The sequence below is a fragment of the Streptomyces sp. NPDC018019 genome, from assembly GCF_044327805.1.
In the GTDB taxonomy this organism is placed as follows: domain Bacteria; phylum Actinomycetota; class Actinomycetes; order Streptomycetales; family Streptomycetaceae; genus Streptomyces.
The window spans coordinates 248,806-265,099 of record NZ_JBIRGD010000013.1 but is presented as its reverse complement, the minus strand read 5'-3'; the positions used below and the strand labels follow the sequence as shown (position 1 = coordinate 265,099).

The following is a 16,294-nucleotide window of genomic DNA, read 5'->3' as shown; positions in this document are numbered from 1 at the left end:
GGGGTGACCGGTACTGGGAGTTCCGGTGGGCGGTGTGCCGCTTCGGCCGAGGGAATGCGATGGATGTGTGATTTGGTGGGATTTTCGAGGTCGTCGGGTGGCCGGAGGGCTCGGTCGAGGCGTAACGGAGTGGCGATAAAGTCGGCCATAACTTTTCGATCCTTTTACCGAACCGGAGGGAGTTTGGTGGCGGATGTCCCGTAAACACCGGCTCGGCGACTTCCTGCGCGACTGGCGCGGCCCGCGGGACCCCAACCAGGTGCCGGGTTTCACCGCCAAATTCGGCCACCGTGACCGGCTCGGCATCACCCAGGCCGAGATGGCCGTGCTCACCGGCGTCACCGAGGGCTGGTACCGCAGACTGGAGTCCGGCCGGATCGAGCGGCCGAAGAGCGAGTGGCTGGAGCGCATCGTGCGCATCCTGGACCTCGACGAGGCCCAGCGGCACACCCTCTTCGTCTACGCGCGGGGCCAGGTGCCGCCGCCGCTCTACCGCCCGTCCGGCACGGTCGATCCCTCGACGTCCGCGCTCATCCAGGTGCAGCCGTGGCCGGCGTACCTGTCGGACTCGGCGTGGGACGTGCTCCTGTACAACGCGGCGTGCGAGAAGGACTGGCCGTGGATGAAGCACGGCATCAACGTCATGATCTGGGCGCTGACGTACCCCGAAGCCCGCCTCCAGCTGATCAACTGGGAGGAGGACTGGGCCAAGCCGATGGCTTCCCAGCTGCGGCTGACCGCCGCCGAGCAGCCGGAGAACCGCAGGCTCGCGGAGGTCGTCGCGGAGATCAAGGAGCGCGACAAGGTCGCGGCCCGGCTGCTCACCGACGACCTCACGACGGTCACGCACCCGGACGGCGACCGGCGCTGGCTGTACCTGCCCGGTCACGGCGACGAGGAGTTCGAGGTCACCTTCCGCTGCTTCGCGCCGCTCAGCGACCGTACGCAGCGGCTCATGCTGGTGGTGCCGTCGGACTACTCGGTGGAGGGCGGGACGGCGTCGGGCCCACCCGCGCCGGGCGGGCCCGTGCCCGGCTAGGCGGCGGACGCGAGCCGGGCCATGCCCTCGACCAGCTCGAACGTCGTGGACGGCACGTCCGGCACGCCCGCCTCCCGGTAGGCCGCCGCGACTGCGGTGAACAGCCGCTCGGGGTGCGCCAGGTCGCCGGCGTGCGCGGCCTTGACCAGGCGGGCCGCCTCGGCCAGTTCCGTACCCGCGCGCGCGTGCCCGGTGGCCGTCTCGAAGATCCGGGACAGTTCGTCGCGGAAGTGCGTCAGCCCCGCCCGGTCCGTGATCTCCCCGTGGCCCGGCACGAAGGCCGTGGCGCCGGTGGCCAGCAGCGTGTCGCAGGCCCTGACGCACGACGAGAGCGAGCCCGACCAGACGATCATGTGGCCGCCGCGGAACAGGGCGTCACCGGTGAACACCACGCCGTCCCCGGGCACGTGCAGCGCGACATCGCCCGCGCTGTGCCCGGGACCGAGGTCGAGGAGGCGTACCGGCGTGCGGCCGACCGTCAGCTCCAGGCTCCCGGTGAAGGTCCGGGTCGGCCCGGTGACGGTGATGCCGCCGAAGTCGAAACCGCCGAAGTGCTCGACCGCGTAGGCCGTCACCGGGCTGGTCGGCTCGCTGCGGCTCAGGGCCGCCAGCATGTCCGGGGTCATCTCCTGGCACAGGTGGGCGGCGGACGCCTCGGAGGTGATGATCTCCGCGCCCCGGACCAGTTCGTTGCCCCACGTGTGGTCGCCGTTCTGATGGCTGTTGACCACGGTGGTTATCGTCGCGTCCGGCACCGCGCCGGCGACCGCGGCCAGCAGCTCCCGGGTGCCCTCCAGGGTGAACTGAGTGTCCATCAGGAGCGCTTCGCCGTCGGACGCGACCAGGCCGCAGTTGCTGTAGCCCCAGGCGGTGCTGTCATGCGTCCACGCCCAGGTGGTCGGGGAGAGCGGAACGAGGCGGGGCGTGGTCAAGGAAGAGGTCCATTCTCTCGGGCGGCACCGCTGCCGCCGGATGACGCGGCGTACGGACCCGGCGGCGAACCCCGCGGGAACGGTCACCCGGCTCCGCAAGGGGCCAATGTACTCACCAACTGTCTGCGGCACCCACTCAAGCCGGCTGATGGTTCGCCTTCCGCCCGGCCCCGCCGCTCCAGCTCGGGCCGGGACCCGGAGCGGCGGTGACCAGGGTCACGTGCCGGACCCACCGGACCGCTGCCCCACGTCCCGCGGCTCCAGCGGCTCCGTGGCCGGTCCCTGGAGCACCGAGCCGTCCGGCGCGAAGCGGGAGCCGTGGCACGGGCACTCCCACGCCTTCTCCGTCGCGTTGAACGCGACCAGGCAGCCCAGGTGGGTGCAGCGCGCCGACACCGCCCGGGTGGTCCCGTCCTCGTCCCGGTGCACCGCGCAGCGCCTGCCGCCCACCCGGACGATCGCGCCGGAGCCGGGCGCGATGTCCGCCACCGAGTCGGCGTGCGTCGTACGCAGCCGGTCGCCGATGAAGTGCCGGCCGACCTCGGCCTGGTGCTTGAGGAAGGCGGGCGCTTCACGGACGGCGCTCCACAGCCGGCGCGGGTCGTAGAGACCGGCCCACGGCGGCGGGTCCCCGGCGATCAGGCCGGTCAGCAGGCGCCCGGCGGCCACGCCGCCGCTCAGGCCCCAGCCGCCGAACCCGGTGGCGACGTAGGTGTGGCGGGCGGCCGGGTGGAACGGCCCGATCAGCGGGACGGTGTCGGTGGCGTCGTTGTCCTGGGTCGCCCACCGGTATGCCACCTCCGTACCGGGGAAGTGCCGCCGGGTCCATGCGGTCAGCCGCGCGAACTTCTCGCCGGCGTCCGCCGTGCCCGGCTTGAAGGTCTCGCCCGTGACGATCAGCAGCCGGCGCCCGTCCCCGTACGGCGCGGTGCGTACCGACCGCTTGCCCTCCTCCTCCGTGATGAACATGCCGCCGGGGTCGCGGCCGGCGTCCACGGGGGAGGCCACCACGACCTCCCGGCGCGGCGACAGCCGGGTGAACAGCAGGGCGCGGTCGAAGACCGGGTAATGGGTGGCCACCACGACGTCCCGCGAGGTGACGGTGGCGCCCGACTCGGTCGTCACCCGGCAGGGCGAGCCCTCGTGGAGGCCGGTGGCGCGGGTGCGCTCGTGGATGACGCCGCCGCGGGAGCGGAGGTCCGCCGCCAGTGCGAGCAGGTACTTGCGCGGGTGGAACTGGGCCTGGTCCTCGACCCGCACCGCGCCCGCCACGGGGAACGGCAGCCCCGTCTCGGTCACGAACGACGCCGGCAGCCCGGCATCCCGCGCCGCCTCCGCCTCCGCGCGCAGTTGCCCGGCGCTGTCCGGGTCCCTCACGTAGGTGAACGCGGGCCCCCGTTCCAGGTCGCAGTCGACGCCCAGCAGGCCCGCGGTCTCGACGACGTGCTCGACGGCGGCCTGCTGGGACTCCGCGTAGTGGCGGGCGCCCTCGGGGCCGCGGGTACGGCGCAGCCGGTCGTAGACCAGGGTGTGCAGGGACGAGAGCTTGGCGGTGGTGTAGCCGGTGACCCCGGCGGCGATCCGGTCCGCCTCCAGCACGACGACCCGGCGGCCGGTCCGGGCCAGCTCCCAGGCCGTGCTCAGCCCGGCGATCCCGCCACCGAGCACCGTCACGTCGGCCTCGGCGTCCTCGGTGAGCGGCGGATAGGACGTGCCGGGGGTCGTGGCGATCCAGTACGACTCGTCCAGGCCGGACGGTCCATCGTTGTCGGTCATGCGACAGCGGGTGCCCCTCTGTCCCGCCCCCGAAGCACGCCCACGCCCCGGCTCCCCCGGACGGGCCTGTGGCCGGGGACCGGGCGGCGGTCGCCCCGGCCCTGGGGGTAGTGACACCCGGCGCGCCCCCGGTACCCGGGGTGCGCGGCGCCGGTGATGGCGCGACCGGAGTTTCCCAGCCAGGACCGCAGACCGGGCTCCATAGCCGACAGCGGCGGGTGGCCGCAGTTCCCCCGGCCGGGAGGGGCCGGAAAAACGCGCGTAGCACGGACGTAATCGAGGCCGAAACACGGCTGGTGTCGAATGCGGGTCGGGCATGAGGTGGGAGCGGGCGGGCGCACGGGGACCGGGGGAGGGGAGAGGGGAACGTGACGGCGGAACAACGGGAAGCGCCGGTGGCGGAGTTCGCGCGGTTCCTGCGCGGGCTGACGCGGATGCTCGACGAGACGGCCGGATGGTACGCGGTCTTCTCGCTCCGCGACCCCGAGGGGCTGCGGGCCTGCCTGGACGGTACGGACGTACCGCCCTGGGACGTGGTGGAGTCGCTGCTGCACGACCTCGCGGGCCGGCGCGGCGAGCACGCGGTGCGCACCGCGGGACCGCGGGCGCGCCGGCTCCACGAGGAGGCGGTCGCGGCGTACGACGCCCGGCCGGGCGCCTCCGCGCACCTCGGTGACCGGCTGGACCTGATGCTGCGCGAGCGGCAGTACGCGGCCCTGCGCGAACGGGAGTTGCGTGCCGCGCTCCTGGCGGCGGCGGGCGGTCCCGACGCGGCGCGGCTGGCGGACGAACTGGCCTGGGCACGCGACGACCACGTGCGGTCCGGCGCGCGGGCACGTGAACTCCAGCACCGCCTCGACGCGCTGGCGAGCGCGGCGGCGAGCCGCCGCTTCCCGGTCGGCGTCACCGGCCCCGTCATGGCTACGGAGGAGACACCGGAGGCCCCGGAGCCGGGACCGGCCGCGAAGCCGGGAGTGACCGCGGAGCCGTCGGCGCTGCGCCCCCGGCCCCGGGGCGCGCGCTTCGCCGGGCTGGAAGCCCCGGAGGATGCCGGGCCCGCCCCCGCCGCGGCCCCCGCCGCCGCGCCCGGCACGTCGGCTCCCCGCGGCGCGCGGTTCGCCGGTCTGCACGAGGCCCGGCCGGACGGCGGCACCCCACGATGGGGCCGCAAAGGCGGGTCCCGGGTGGCGGAGCCCCGTACGGCGGAGTCCCGTACGGCAGGCGACCGCGCAGCAGCGAACCGTACGGCGGAGAACCGCGCACACCCCCCGCTCACGGCACCCACGCCGACACCTCAGGAACAGGCGCCCCGAGAACCCCAGGCACCCCCTGGCACTCCGAACGCACCCGGCACCCCCCACCCCGCCGCCGCGCCCGGCGGCGTCTCTCCCGCCTCGGCCGGTGCCGCCCGACTCGCCCGGCTGCGGGCGGCCGGACGCGGAGGTGAAGCACACGCCCTGTTGTGCGCCGCCGCGCACGCACATCCCGCCCAACTCCCCGCCCTCGTAGCCGAGTTGGAGAACACGGGCCTGGCGGCTGAGGTGCCCACACTGCTCTGGGAGGTGGCTTGCCTGCCGCCCGCCCGGCTCGCCGCCGCCGCCGACGCGCTGACCGCCGCCGGCCGCGCTGCCGAGAGCGTGCGACTGCTGCGCCAGGGCGTCGCCCGTCCCGTCGAGGAAGTGGCGCGGACGGCGCTGGCGCTGCTCGGCGCGGGCCGCCCGGCCGAGGCCCGCGAACTGTTCGCGGCGCTTGTACGGGCCCGTACGCCGGAGGAGGCGGTGGAAGCGACCGCGAGCGCACCGGGCGAACTGACCCCGCTGCTCCTCGACGCCGCCGCCGGTGTCTCGCCGCACCGCCACCGCGACATCACCCACGCCCTGCGCGCCGGGGGCGCGGGCGTCTGACCCCGCGCCGTGCGCCCCGGGCCGCCCCCGGCGCCGCGGCGGTGCCGGTCTTGCCTCACCGCTGCCCGGGGCCTACGGTCGCTCCACACGCGTAGATCCGCATGGCCCGCTGGCCGACGGCTCGACGAAGGAGCAGCTCATGGCCGATGTTGTCCGTAACGTCGTACGCGCCGCACTGGTTCAGGCGTCCTGGACCGGCGACACCGAATCAATGATCGCGAAGCACGAGGAGCACGCCAGGGCGGCGGCCGCGCAGGGCGCGCAGGTGATCGGCTTCCAAGAGGTCTTCAACGCCCCGTACTTCTGCCAGGTCCAGGAGCCGGAGCACTACCGCTGGGCCGAGCCGGTGCCCGACGGCCCCACCACCCGCCGGATGCAGGAACTGGCCCGGGAGACCGGCATGGTGATCGTGGTGCCGGTCTTCGAGGTCGAGCAGTCCGGTTTCTACTACAACACCGCGGCCGTCATCGATGCCGACGGCACTGTGCTCGGCACCTACCGCAAGCACCACATCCCGCAGGTCAAGGGTTTCTGGGAGAAGTACTACTTCAAGCCGGGCAACCTCGGCTGGCCGGTCTTCGACACCGCCGTGGGCCGGATCGGCGTCTACATCTGCTATGACCGGCACTTCCCCGAGGGCTGGCGCCAGCTGGGCCTCAACGGCGCCCAGCTCGTCTACAACCCGTCCGCCACCTCCCGCGGCCTGTCCGCCTATCTGTGGCAGCTGGAGCAGCCCGCCGCCGCGGTCGCCAACGAGTACTTCGTCGCCGCGATCAACCGGGTCGGCGTCGAGGAGTACGGCGACAACGACTTCTACGGGACGAGCTACTTCGTGGACCCGCGCGGGCAGTTCGTCGGTGAGGTCGCCAGCGACACCAAGGAGGAGCTGGTCGTCCGCGACCTGGACTTCGGCCTCATCGACGAGGTGCGGCAGCAGTGGGCCTTCTACCGGGACCGCCGGCCCGACGCGTACGAGGGGCTGGTCCGGCCGTGACGGCCCCGGACGCCGGGCCGGCCGCCACCGGCCTGCACGCCCGGCACCGCGCGGTGCTCCCCGACTGGCTGACGCTGCTGTACGACCGGCCCATCGAGCTGACGCACGGCGAGGGACGCCACGTCTGGGACGCGGACGGCAACCGCTACCTGGACTTCTTCGGCGGCATCCTCACCACCATGACCGCCCACGCGCTGCCCGCGGTGACCAAGGCGGTCGCCGAGCAGGCCGGCCGCATCCTGCACACCTCGACGCAGTACCTGTCCCGCCCCATGGTCGACCTGGCGGAGCGGATCGCCGCCCTCTCCGGCATCCCCGACGCCCGGGTCTTCTTCACCACCTCCGGTACGGAGGCGAACGACACCGCGCTCCTGCTGGCGACGGTGTACCGGCGCTCCAACCAGATCCTGGCGATGCGCAACAGCTACCATGGCCGGTCCTTCTCGGCCATCGGCGTCACGGGCAACGCCGGCTGGTCACCGACCGGCCTGTCCCCGCTCCAGACGCTGTACGTGCATGGAGGCGTGCGCACCCGTGGCCCGTACGCCGGACTGTCCGACGCCGCGTACATCGACGCCTGCGTCGCCGACCTGGAGGACCTGCTGGGCCAGACGGCGGGCGTCGCGGCGCTGATCGCCGAGCCGGTCCAGGGCGTCGGCGGTTTCACCTCGCCGCCCGACGGGCTGTACGCGGCCTTCCGCGAAGTGCTCGACCGGCACGGCATCCTGTGGATCTCCGACGAGGTGCAGACCGGCTGGGGCCGGACCGGCGACCACTTCTGGGGCTGGCAGGCGCACGCCGGGAACGGGCCGCCGGACCTGCTCACCTTCGCCAAGGGGATCGGCAACGGCATGTCCGTCGGCGGTGTCGTCGCCCGCGCCGACGTGATGAACTGCCTCGGCGCCCATTCCCTCTCCACGTTCGGCGGCAGCCCGGTCACCATGGCGGCGGCCCTGGCCAACCTGGACCACCTCCTGGAACACGACCTCCAGGGCAACGCCCGGCGCGTCGGCGGCCTGCTCGCCGAGCGGCTGCGGGCCGTCGGCGCGGGACTCGGGACCGTACGGGAGGTCCGTGGACGCGGCCTGATGATCGGCGTCGAGCTGACCGTCCCCGGCACCGACGAGCCGTCGCCGCGGGGGGCGGAACTCGTCCTGGAGGCCGCCCGCGAGCGCGGCCTGCTGATCGGCAAGGGCGGCCTGACGGGCGCCGTGCTGCGCATCGCGCCCCCGCTCTCGCTGACCGTGGAGGAGGCGGAGCAGGGCGCCGCGATCCTCGCGGAGGCGCTGCGGGCGGCCGAGCGGGAGCTGACACCCGGTTAGGCGCTTCCGCCGGACGGGAGGCACCGGCGGAATGCACTCGCCCGGGTGCACGCCGGGCGGACGGCGGTCCCGTACGGCATTCCCGGACGCGGAAACAACACGAGCCGGAAGCCACCCGTCCGGGTGACTTCCGGCTCGTGCCGTGAGCCGTTGCGCCGTCCGCGCTCAGGCGATGACGATGTTCTCCGCCTGCGGGCCCTTCTGGCCCTGCGTGACGTCGAAGGTGACCTTCTGGCCTTCCTGCAGCTCGCGGAAGCCCTGGGCCTGGATGTTGGAGTAGTGCGCGAAGACGTCGGCACCGCCGCCGTCCTGCTCGATGAAGCCGAAGCCCTTTTCGGAGTTGAACCACTTCACGGTGCCGGTTGCCATGTCCCTATCCTTCGATCGAGGCAGTTGAGGATCCCGCACTGCGCGGGCTCCAGGGTCGCCGCAATTGAGCCCATCCGGATGTGACCGGCAGAAACAAAATGCGCCCGACGGTTACATACCGTCAGGCGCACATGACGTTCATGGGTACCAAAACTGCAACTGGGAACGACCGTAGCACACGTGCTGTCGTCGCGCCGGTACCGACAGTGATCCCGCGTGTCGGCGGGCTCCGCGGGGAGTGGCGGCGGGGGCCTCCCGGCGGGCGGGTCCGGCGGCGGCCGGCAGGGGTGAAAAGCGCCGACGCGGTCTGTTGTGGGCGCGTCCCGCTGGGTACCGTACGACTGGGCCCCGCTGTGAACATTCCGGCGGGGCCCGCCAACTGTCCACCCGTCCGGCGCCCGCGCCACCCCCTCGCAACCTCCTGTCTTTACTTCACCATTACCTCTACAGTGCTGTAGATTTGCGATCCCCGGCCGGTGGCGGCGGCCGCCGCCCTGCCCGGGTACGCCATCCCGACGCAGGAGTGACAGCATGACCGTGAACCTGGACAAGGGTCAGAAGATCAGTCTGAGCAAGTCCGGCGGGGGCGAACTCAGCGTGGTCCGTATGGGCCTGGGCTGGCAGGCCGCCGCCCGCAAGGGCTTCCTCGCCAAGCTGATGGCCCGCGAGATCGACCTGGACGCCTCCGCCGTGCTGTTCGCCGGCCAGGAGCCCGTCGACGTCGTCTTCTTCCAGCACCTGATCAGCGACGACGGCTCCGTGCGGCACACCGGCGACAACCTGGTGGGCGGCGCGGGACAGGGCAACGACGACGAGGTGATCCTCGTCGACCTCCAGCGGGTGCCCGCCCGCGTCGACCAGATCGTCTTCACGGTGAACTCCTTCACCGGGCAGACCTTCACCGAGGTGCAGAACGCGTTCTGCCGTCTGGTCGACGAGACCACCGGCCAGGAACTGGCCCGCTACACCCTCACCGGCGGCGGCCCGTACACCGCGCAGATCATGGCGAAGGTGCGCCGGTCCGGCGGCGGCTGGGAAATGGCCGCCATCGGCGAGCCCGCGAACGGCCGCACTTTCCAGGACCTGATGCCGGCCATCGCCTCGCACCTGTAGGCGGGTCGCCGGGGCGCGCCCTCCGGGGCGCGCCCTTTCGCATACCGCCGGTCAGCCGACGTTGACGCCGTAGTCGGTGGCGATCCCGGCCAGGCCGGAGGCGTATCCCTGGCCGATGGCCCGGAACTTCCACTCGCCGCCGCGCCGGTACAGCGCCCCGAAGACCATCGCCGTCTCGCCGGCCGCGTCGTACGACAGCTCGTACCGGCACATCTCGCGGCCCGTCAGGTTGTCGACCACGCGGATGTATGCGTCCTCGACCTGGCCGAAGCTCTGGCCGCGCCGCCCGGCGTCGTGGATGGAGACGGTGAAGACGACCTGACCGGTCTGCTCGCCGAGGCGGTCCAGGTCGACCAGGATCTGTTCGTCGTCGCCGTCGCCCTCGCCGGTGAGGTTGTCGCCGGTGTGCCGGACCGCGCCGTCCGGGCTGGTCAGGTTGTTGTAGAAGACGAAGTGCGCGTCGGACAGGACGCGCCCGTCGGGACCGCAGACGACCGCCGAGGCGTCCAGGTCGAAGTCCGCGCCGGCGGTGGGCCGGGCGTCCCAGCCCAGGCCGACGGTGACGTCCGCGAGGGGAGTGCCGTCCTGGTTGAGGACGACGTTCTGGCCCTTGGTGAGGCTGACGCCCATGGTGCTGTGTCTCCTGTTGCGTGTGCGGTGCGGTCCGGTGTGTCGGGTTTTCCCCACCGGGCAACGCGGTGGCCCGCGCCAAGGTTCCCGGATTGCGCAAGCAGTGAAGTTTCACCGGCGGCGGCCCGGATGCACCCCGCCGGTTCCCGCTGATCTGCGGTCATGGTGTTGCCACGGTGGGTGACATGCTTCTACGGTCTGCTGCACGGCCGCGCTCTACGGGTGTAGACCAGGCCGTGACGCGGCGTCACCTGGGGCGCGCCGCCCGGCCGGCCGACCCGCCGGGCCGTGTCCCTTCCGGCGCCGCCGAGCACCACTGGTGTGTGGAAGGGAGAGCCGGAAGCATGAGCCGAACAGTCATCCGCGGCGGTCTGGTCGTCACCGCCGCCGATGAGATCCATGCCGATGTCCTGGTCGAGGACGGCAGGATCGCCGCCCTCGCCGCGCACGGCACGACCACCGCCGAGAGCTGGACCGAGGGCGCCGACCGGACCATCGACGCCACCGGCAAGTACGTCCTGCCGGGTGGCGTGGACGCCCACACCCACATGGACTTCCCGTTCGGCGGGACGTTCTCCTCCGACACCTTCGAGACCGGCACCCGGGCAGCCGCCTGGGGCGGCACGACCACGATCGTGGACTTCGCCGTCCAGACACGCGGCCAGGCGCTGCGCGAGGGCCTGGACACCTGGCACGCCAAGGCCGACGCCCGGTGCGCCGTCGACTACGCCTTCCACATGATCCTCTCCGACGTGAACGAGCACTCGCTCAAGGAGCTGGACCTGCTGGTCGAGGAAGGCGTGACCTCCTTCAAGCTGTTCACCGCCTACCCCGGCGTCTTCTACAGCGACGACGGCCAGATCCTGCGCGCCATGCAGCGGTCGGCGGGCAACGGCGGGCTGGTCATGATGCACGCCGAGAACGGCATCGCCATCGACGTCCTGGTCGAACAGGCCCTGGCGGAAGGGCGGACCGACCCCCGCTACCACGGCGAGGTGCGCAGGGAACTGCTGGAGGCGGAGGCCACCCACCGGACGATCCAGCTCGCCCGGGTCGCCGGCGCGCCGCTGTACGTCGTGCACGTCTCGGCCGAGGAAGCCGTCGCGGAGCTGGCGCAGGCCCGCGACAAGGGGCTGAACGTCTTCGGCGAGACCTGTCCGCAGTACCTGTTCCTGTCCACCGACAACCTGGCCGAGCCGGACTTCGAGGGCGCCAAGTACGTGTGCAGCACGCCGCTGCGGCCGCGCGAGCACCAGGCGGCGCTCTGGCGCGGGCTGCGCACCAACGACCTCCAGGTGGTCTCCACGGATCACTGCCCGTTCTGCTTCAAGGGGCAGAAGGAGCTGGGCCGCGGCGACTTCTCCAAGATCCCCAACGGGCTGCCGGGCGTCGAGCACCGCATGGACCTGCTGCACCAGGGCGTGGTGGACGGGCACATCGGCCGCCGCCGCTGGATCGAGATCGCGTGCGCCACGCCCGCCCGGATGTTCGGCCTCTATCCCAAGAAGGGCACCCTCGCGCCCGGTTCGGACGCCGACCTCGTCATCTACGACCCGGCCGCCGAGCAGGTCATCTCGGCCGCCACCCACCACATGAACGTCGACTACTCGGCCTACGAGGGACGCACCGTCACCGGCCGCGTGGAGACCGTCCTCTCGCGCGGCGAGACCGTCATCGACCAGCGGCGCTACACCGGGCGCGCGGGGCACGGCCAGTACACCCCGCGCGGCACCTGCCAGTACCTGAACTGAGGAGGCCGAGATGGACTTCGGAGTCGTCCTGCAGACCGACCCGCCCGCATCCGACGTCGTCGCCACCATGCGCCGCGCCGAACAGCAAGGCTTCCGCTACGGCTGGACCTTCGACTCCTCCGTGCTGTGGCAGGAGCCCTTCGTCATCTACAGCCGCATCCTCGAACACACCGAGCGCCTGATCGTCGGCCCGATGGTCACCAACCCCTCCACCCGCACCCCGGAGGTCACCGCCTCCACCTTCGCCACCCTCAACGACATGTACGGCAACCGCACCGTCTGCGGCATCGGGCGCGGCGACTCGGCGATGCGGGTGGCCGGCCGCGCCCCCAACACCCTGGCCCGCCTCGGCGAGTCGATCCGGATCATCCGCGACCTCGCGGCGGGCCGGGAGGCCGACGTGGGCGGCCACCCGCTGCGCATCCCGTGGGTGCGCGACGGCCGGCTGCCGGTGTGGATGGCCGCGTACGGGCCCAAGGCCCTGAAGATGACCGGGGAACTGGCCGACGGCTTCATCCTCCAGCTGGCCGACCCGTTCCTGACCGAGTGGATGGTCAAGGCGGTGCGCGACGCCGCCACGGCGGCCGGCCGCGACCCGTCCGACGTGAAGATCTGCGTCGCGGCACCCGCGTACGTCGGCGACGACCTCGCGCATGCCCGCGAGCAGTGCCGGTGGTTCGGCGGCATGGTGGGCAACCACGTCGCGGACCTGGTCAAGCGGTACGGCGAGCACTCCGGCATGGTGCCCGAGGCGCTCACCGCGTACATCAAGGAACGCGAGGGCTACGACTACGCCCACCACGGGCGCTCGGGCAACCCGGACACCGCGTTCGTGCCGGACGAGATCGTGGACCGCTTCTGCCTGCTCGGGCCGCCCGAGGCGCAGCTCGACAAGCTGCGCAGGCTGCGGGAGCTGGGCGTCGACCAGTTCGCGCTGTACGCCATGCACGACGCGCGGGACGCCACCATCGACGCGTACGGCGAGCGGATCATTCCGGAGTTCGCGGGCTGACCGCCCGCGGAAGGAGGGGGCGGGCATGCGTGTCGCCGTGGTCGGTGCGGGCATCGTGGGCGCGAGCGCCGCCTGGCACGCGGCCGGGCTGGGCGCGGACGTGGTGCTGGCCGGCCGGGCGGCGCCCGGCGAGGCGACCGCGGCCGGCGCGGGCATCGTCTGCCCCTGGGCGTCCGAGAACGACGACCCGGGCTGGTTCCGCGCCGCCGCGGAAGGGGCGCGGTACTACCCCGGGCTGATCGCCGGGCTCGCCGAGGCGGGCGAGCGCGGCCTCGGGTACCGGGCCGTCGGCGCGCTCGCCCTGGCCGCCGACGACGCGGACCAGCACCGCATCCGCCGCCGGGTGCTGGAACGGCGGCGCGGCCCCGCGGACACCGGTGACGTGGACCTCGTCGACGCGTCCGCGGCGCGCTCGCTGTTCCCGCCGCTCGCGCCCGGCCTGCGGGCCGTACGGATATCCGCCGGTGCCCGCGTCGACGGCGGCCGGCTGCGCGACGCACTGCTGCGCCAGGCGCGTCGGCGCGGCACCGCAGTGCGACCCGGACGTGCGGCCCTGGTCCGTACGGGGGACCGCGTCACCGGCATCGAGGTGGACGGCGAGCACATCACCGCGGACGCCGTCGTGGTCGCGGCCGGGGCCTGGGCGCCGGAACTGCTGGCGCCGGTGGGCGTCACTGTACGGATCGCGCCGCAGCGCGGGCAGCTCGCGCACCTGTCCCTGCCCGGCGCGGACACCGGGCACTGGCCCGTCGTGATGCCCCGCGCCACCGGGCACTACCTCGTCCCGTTCGACGGCTCACGGGTCGTGGCGGGCGCCACCCGCGAGTCCGGCAGCGGCTTCGACCACCGGGTGACGGCCGGGGGACTGGCGGAGGTGCTGTCCGAGGCCCTGGCCGTGGCGCCCGGCCTGGCGGGCGCCACGCACCTGGAGACGCGCGTCGGCTTCCGGCCCGTCGGCCCGGACGTCCGCCCGCTGCTGGGCCGGGTCCCCCAGTTGGACGGCCTGGTCGTCGCGGGCGGCCTCGGACCGACCGGGCTGACCGTCGGCCCCTGGGCGGGGCGGATCGCCGCGCTGCTCGCGACGGGCGGCGACCCGGGGCTGGAGCTGGGCCCGTACGACCCGGTGCGCTGACCGGAGGACCGGCCGGGGTCCACTGGCCCAGGGTTCACCGACCGGGTGCGCCGACCCGGCGCACGGTTCTTGCGGGGGCGCACAGGACGCGTGGAGGCGCGCGGGGGCGCGCACCGACTCACCCGCCCCTTCCGACTCTTTGCCCACTCCTGATGCTCCCCATACGGGGCGGCCTTGGAGCTTCGCGGCCGGTGCGAGGACCATGGACCGTATGAGGCGCCCCCCATTGGAGACACACTCCGGTATTGGTACGCGTACGACGACCGCTTCGGCCGGCCGGCTCTCCCACGTGCGGTGGATCGCCGGCGGCACCGGAGCGGGCAAGAGCACGCTGGCGATAATCCTGGCGCGGCGGTACGGCGCCGTCATCTACCGCGGTGACCTGGCCCAGCACACGTGGCTGCCGCGCTGCTCCCCCCGGCAGCACCCGCACTTCCACGCGGCCCGCGACGAGCCGCCCGGCTCGCTGTGGGACAGCCGCAGCCCCGACGAGGCGTGCGGGTTCGCGCAGCGGGTGGTCGCCGAGACCTTCGCGTTCGAGGTCGAGGACCTCCTCGCGATGCCCACCGACCGGCCCGTCCTGGTGGACTGGTTCGGCAATCTGCCCCACCAGATCGCGCCCCTGCTCACCCAGCCGGACCAGGCGGTCTTCCTGCTGCCCACCCCGGAGTTCCGGATGGCCGCGCTGCGCGCCCGGCGCAGCGTCCCGGTGCGCTCCCTGGTCAGCTGGGGCGGCCGGGCACCGGAGGCCACCCTCGCCAAGCGGCTGGCCCGGGACGAACTGTGGGACGCGGAGGTGCGCCGCCAGGCCGCCGTCCACGGGAACCCGGTGATCACCATGGACGGCGCGCGGCCGGCCACCGACCTCGCGGACGAGGTGGCGGCCCGCTTCCGGCTGGGCACCGCGGCGTAGCGGCCGGGTACCGCGGTGCGGGACCGGACGGCCGGGGCGCGCGGTCCTGCGCCCTGCGCGATGTGCTGACCGTCGTCAGCCCTGCTTGCCCGACGGCGACCGCGCCGTCCAGCCCGCCAGTGCGCTCAGCAGGACCACCGCCGGCACCAGCGCAAGCGCGGTCCCGCTTCCCTCGGTGACGGCGAGGTGCGCGAAGACCGCCGCGCCGACCGCGCCGCCCGCCATGTCGAGGCTGGTGAGCCAGGACATCGTCTCGGTGACCTCGCCCTCCTTCGCGAGGTCGCTGCCGACCGTCCGCAGCGTGCCGAAGACGGAACCGAGGACCAGGCCGGCCACCGGGCTGAGGAAGAGGACCGCCACCGGGGAGAGCCGGGCGCCCAGGGCGAGCGCGCCGCCTCCGGCCGCGAAGACGAGGAGCAGGACGGAGAGTTTGGGGCCGCGGGCCAGCAAGCCGGGCATGGCGCCCAGGGCGAGACTGCCCAGCACGCTGCCGATGGACAGGGCGCTCAGGTAGGCGCCGGTGAACACCGCCGCGCCGTGCTCCTTCGCGTAGATCGGCAGCAGCACATCGGTGGCGGTCACCGCCAGGACGAAGAGACCGTCCGCGATCAGCAGGCGCCGCAGGGGCGCGGAGGTCAGCGGCCCGAGCCAGTGCCGCCGCCCGGCGGGCCGCGGCGGGACCTCGGTGTCCAGCAGCAGGAACACCACCACGGCGGTCAGCACCGCGATGACGATCAGCGGGACGGTCCCGGAGAACGACAGGCTCAGCCAGCTGGCCAGAACCGGGCCGGTGACCAGGGCCGTCCCCATCATGGCGGAGTCGAGGGCCATCGCGGTGGTGAACATGCCCCGTTCGGCGGCGTTGTGCCAGACGGTCCGCATCAGGACGGCGACCGGCGGCGAGGTGGCCCCCAGCGCTGTCGAGAACGCCAGGACCGCGGCGGCCGACCCCGCCCCGGATGCCGTCAGGATCACCAGCACGGTCGCCGCCGTGTAGCCCGCGAGGCAGCCGAGCAGCACCGCACGGGGGGAGTACCGGTCGATCAGCCGGCCACGCAGCGGGGCGGTCACACACTGGCCGATCGCGAGGCAGGCCACGGCCAGGCCCGCCGTCCCGTACGAGTACGCCCGGCCCACCAGGAGCAGCAGACTCAGCTCGACCATGCTGGACGGCAGCTTCGACGCCATGCCGATCGCGACCATCCGCCAGAACCCGGGCACCTTTCTCAGTTCCCGGTAACTGTGCAGCGGACCGCGTGGTGCGGCCTCCTCCGGTAAGGCTTCCGTCACCACTTCGGGCTCGGGGGACATCGTTCATGGCTCCTTGCTCTGCGGTGCGGACGGCAACGACCGAAGACAGTACGGGACTTGGTACAGGTGTCCGCACCCGGCCCGGCGGTGCGGGCG

14 protein-coding genes are annotated in these 16,294 nt (G+C 73.2%); 9 read left to right on the top strand and 5 right to left on the bottom strand.

Translation table 11 applies throughout. The features are described 5' to 3' along the window. Positions 1–193 precede the first annotated feature (193 nt). Positions 194–1,039: a helix-turn-helix domain-containing protein gene (locus tag ACH4FX_RS22680; RefSeq protein ID WP_398481609.1), complete on the top strand. Its 846-nt coding sequence runs from the start codon at positions 194–196 to the stop codon at positions 1,037–1,039. Here ACH4FX_RS22680 and ACH4FX_RS22675 read toward each other — a convergent pair. Both ACH4FX_RS22675 and ACH4FX_RS22670 read right to left on the bottom strand, forming a co-directional pair. After that, positions 1,036–1,971 carry an MBL fold metallo-hydrolase gene (locus ACH4FX_RS22675; protein WP_398481607.1) on the bottom strand — a complete coding sequence of 312 codons (936 nt, stop codon included), beginning with the start codon at positions 1,969–1,971 and terminating at the stop codon, positions 1,036–1,038. The genes ACH4FX_RS22680 and ACH4FX_RS22675 overlap by 4 nt on opposite strands. Positions 1,972–2,187: 216 nt before the next feature. Then, positions 2,188–3,747: an FAD-dependent oxidoreductase gene (locus tag ACH4FX_RS22670; protein ID WP_398481605.1), complete on the bottom strand. Its 1,560-nt coding sequence runs from the start codon at positions 3,745–3,747 to the stop codon at positions 2,188–2,190. Between the two features lie 368 nt (positions 3,748–4,115). Between ACH4FX_RS22670 and ACH4FX_RS22665 the strand changes: the two genes are divergently transcribed. The 3 genes from ACH4FX_RS22665 to ACH4FX_RS22655 all read left to right on the top strand — a co-directional run bounded on the left by ACH4FX_RS22665 (position 4,116) and on the right by ACH4FX_RS22655 (position 7,967). Continuing rightward, positions 4,116–5,651: a hypothetical protein gene (locus ACH4FX_RS22665; protein WP_398481603.1), complete on the top strand. Its 1,536-nt coding sequence runs from the start codon at positions 4,116–4,118 to the stop codon at positions 5,649–5,651. 139 nt (positions 5,652–5,790) lie between these two features. Then, entirely contained in the window at positions 5,791–6,645 is an 855-nt protein-coding gene (locus tag ACH4FX_RS22660; protein ID WP_398481601.1) for a nitrilase-related carbon-nitrogen hydrolase, read from the top strand. Then, complete coding sequence (locus tag ACH4FX_RS22655) at positions 6,642–7,967, top strand: aspartate aminotransferase family protein (RefSeq protein WP_398481599.1); 1,326 nt, start codon at positions 6,642–6,644, stop codon at positions 7,965–7,967. Before ACH4FX_RS22660 ends, ACH4FX_RS22655 begins: the two co-directional genes overlap by 4 nt. 165 nt (positions 7,968–8,132) lie before the next feature. Here ACH4FX_RS22655 and ACH4FX_RS22650 read toward each other — a convergent pair whose 3' ends face one another. Further along, positions 8,133–8,336 (bottom strand): cold-shock protein, encoded by a 204-nt coding sequence (locus tag ACH4FX_RS22650; RefSeq protein WP_398481597.1) that lies wholly within the window; start codon positions 8,334–8,336, stop codon positions 8,133–8,135. A gap of 531 nt (positions 8,337–8,867) precedes the next feature. On the opposite strand from ACH4FX_RS22650, the gene ACH4FX_RS22645 reads away from it, so the two are divergent. Then, positions 8,868–9,449 carry a TerD family protein gene (locus ACH4FX_RS22645; protein WP_398481595.1) on the top strand — a complete coding sequence of 194 codons (582 nt, stop codon included), beginning with the start codon at positions 8,868–8,870 and terminating at the stop codon, positions 9,447–9,449. 51 nt (positions 9,450–9,500) lie between these two features. On the opposite strand, the gene ACH4FX_RS22640 is transcribed toward ACH4FX_RS22645, so the two are convergent. Beyond that, positions 9,501–10,079 carry a TerD family protein gene (locus tag ACH4FX_RS22640; RefSeq protein WP_398481593.1) on the bottom strand — a complete coding sequence of 193 codons (579 nt, stop codon included), beginning with the start codon at positions 10,077–10,079 and terminating at the stop codon, positions 9,501–9,503. Positions 10,080–10,423: 344 nt separating this feature from the next. On the opposite strand from ACH4FX_RS22640, the gene hydA reads away from it, so the two are divergent. The 4 genes from hydA to ACH4FX_RS22620 all read left to right on the top strand — a co-directional run bounded on the left by hydA (position 10,424) and on the right by ACH4FX_RS22620 (position 14,887). Continuing rightward, positions 10,424–11,830, top strand: coding sequence for a dihydropyrimidinase (gene hydA, locus ACH4FX_RS22635; RefSeq protein WP_398481592.1), 1,407 nt, complete (start codon positions 10,424–10,426; stop codon positions 11,828–11,830). A gap of 10 nt (positions 11,831–11,840) precedes the next feature. Beyond that, the gene (locus tag ACH4FX_RS22630; protein ID WP_398481590.1) at positions 11,841–12,842 is read left to right on the top strand and encodes a TIGR03842 family LLM class F420-dependent oxidoreductase; all 1,002 of its coding nucleotides are present in this window, start codon (positions 11,841–11,843) and stop codon (positions 12,840–12,842) included. A 25-nt stretch (positions 12,843–12,867) separates the two neighbouring features. Further along, on the top strand, positions 12,868–13,974 hold the full coding sequence (locus ACH4FX_RS22625) for an NAD(P)/FAD-dependent oxidoreductase (RefSeq protein ID WP_398481588.1): 1,107 nt from the start codon (positions 12,868–12,870) through the stop codon (positions 13,972–13,974). Between the two features lie 211 nt (positions 13,975–14,185). Beyond that, complete coding sequence (locus tag ACH4FX_RS22620; RefSeq protein ID WP_398481586.1) at positions 14,186–14,887, top strand: hypothetical protein; 702 nt, start codon at positions 14,186–14,188, stop codon at positions 14,885–14,887. 75 nt (positions 14,888–14,962) lie between these two features. On the opposite strand, the gene ACH4FX_RS22615 is transcribed toward ACH4FX_RS22620, so the two are convergent. Further along, positions 14,963–16,198 carry an MFS transporter gene (locus ACH4FX_RS22615; protein ID WP_398481584.1) on the bottom strand — a complete coding sequence of 412 codons (1,236 nt, stop codon included), beginning with the start codon at positions 16,196–16,198 and terminating at the stop codon, positions 14,963–14,965. Between the last annotated feature and the right edge of the window lie 96 nt (positions 16,199–16,294).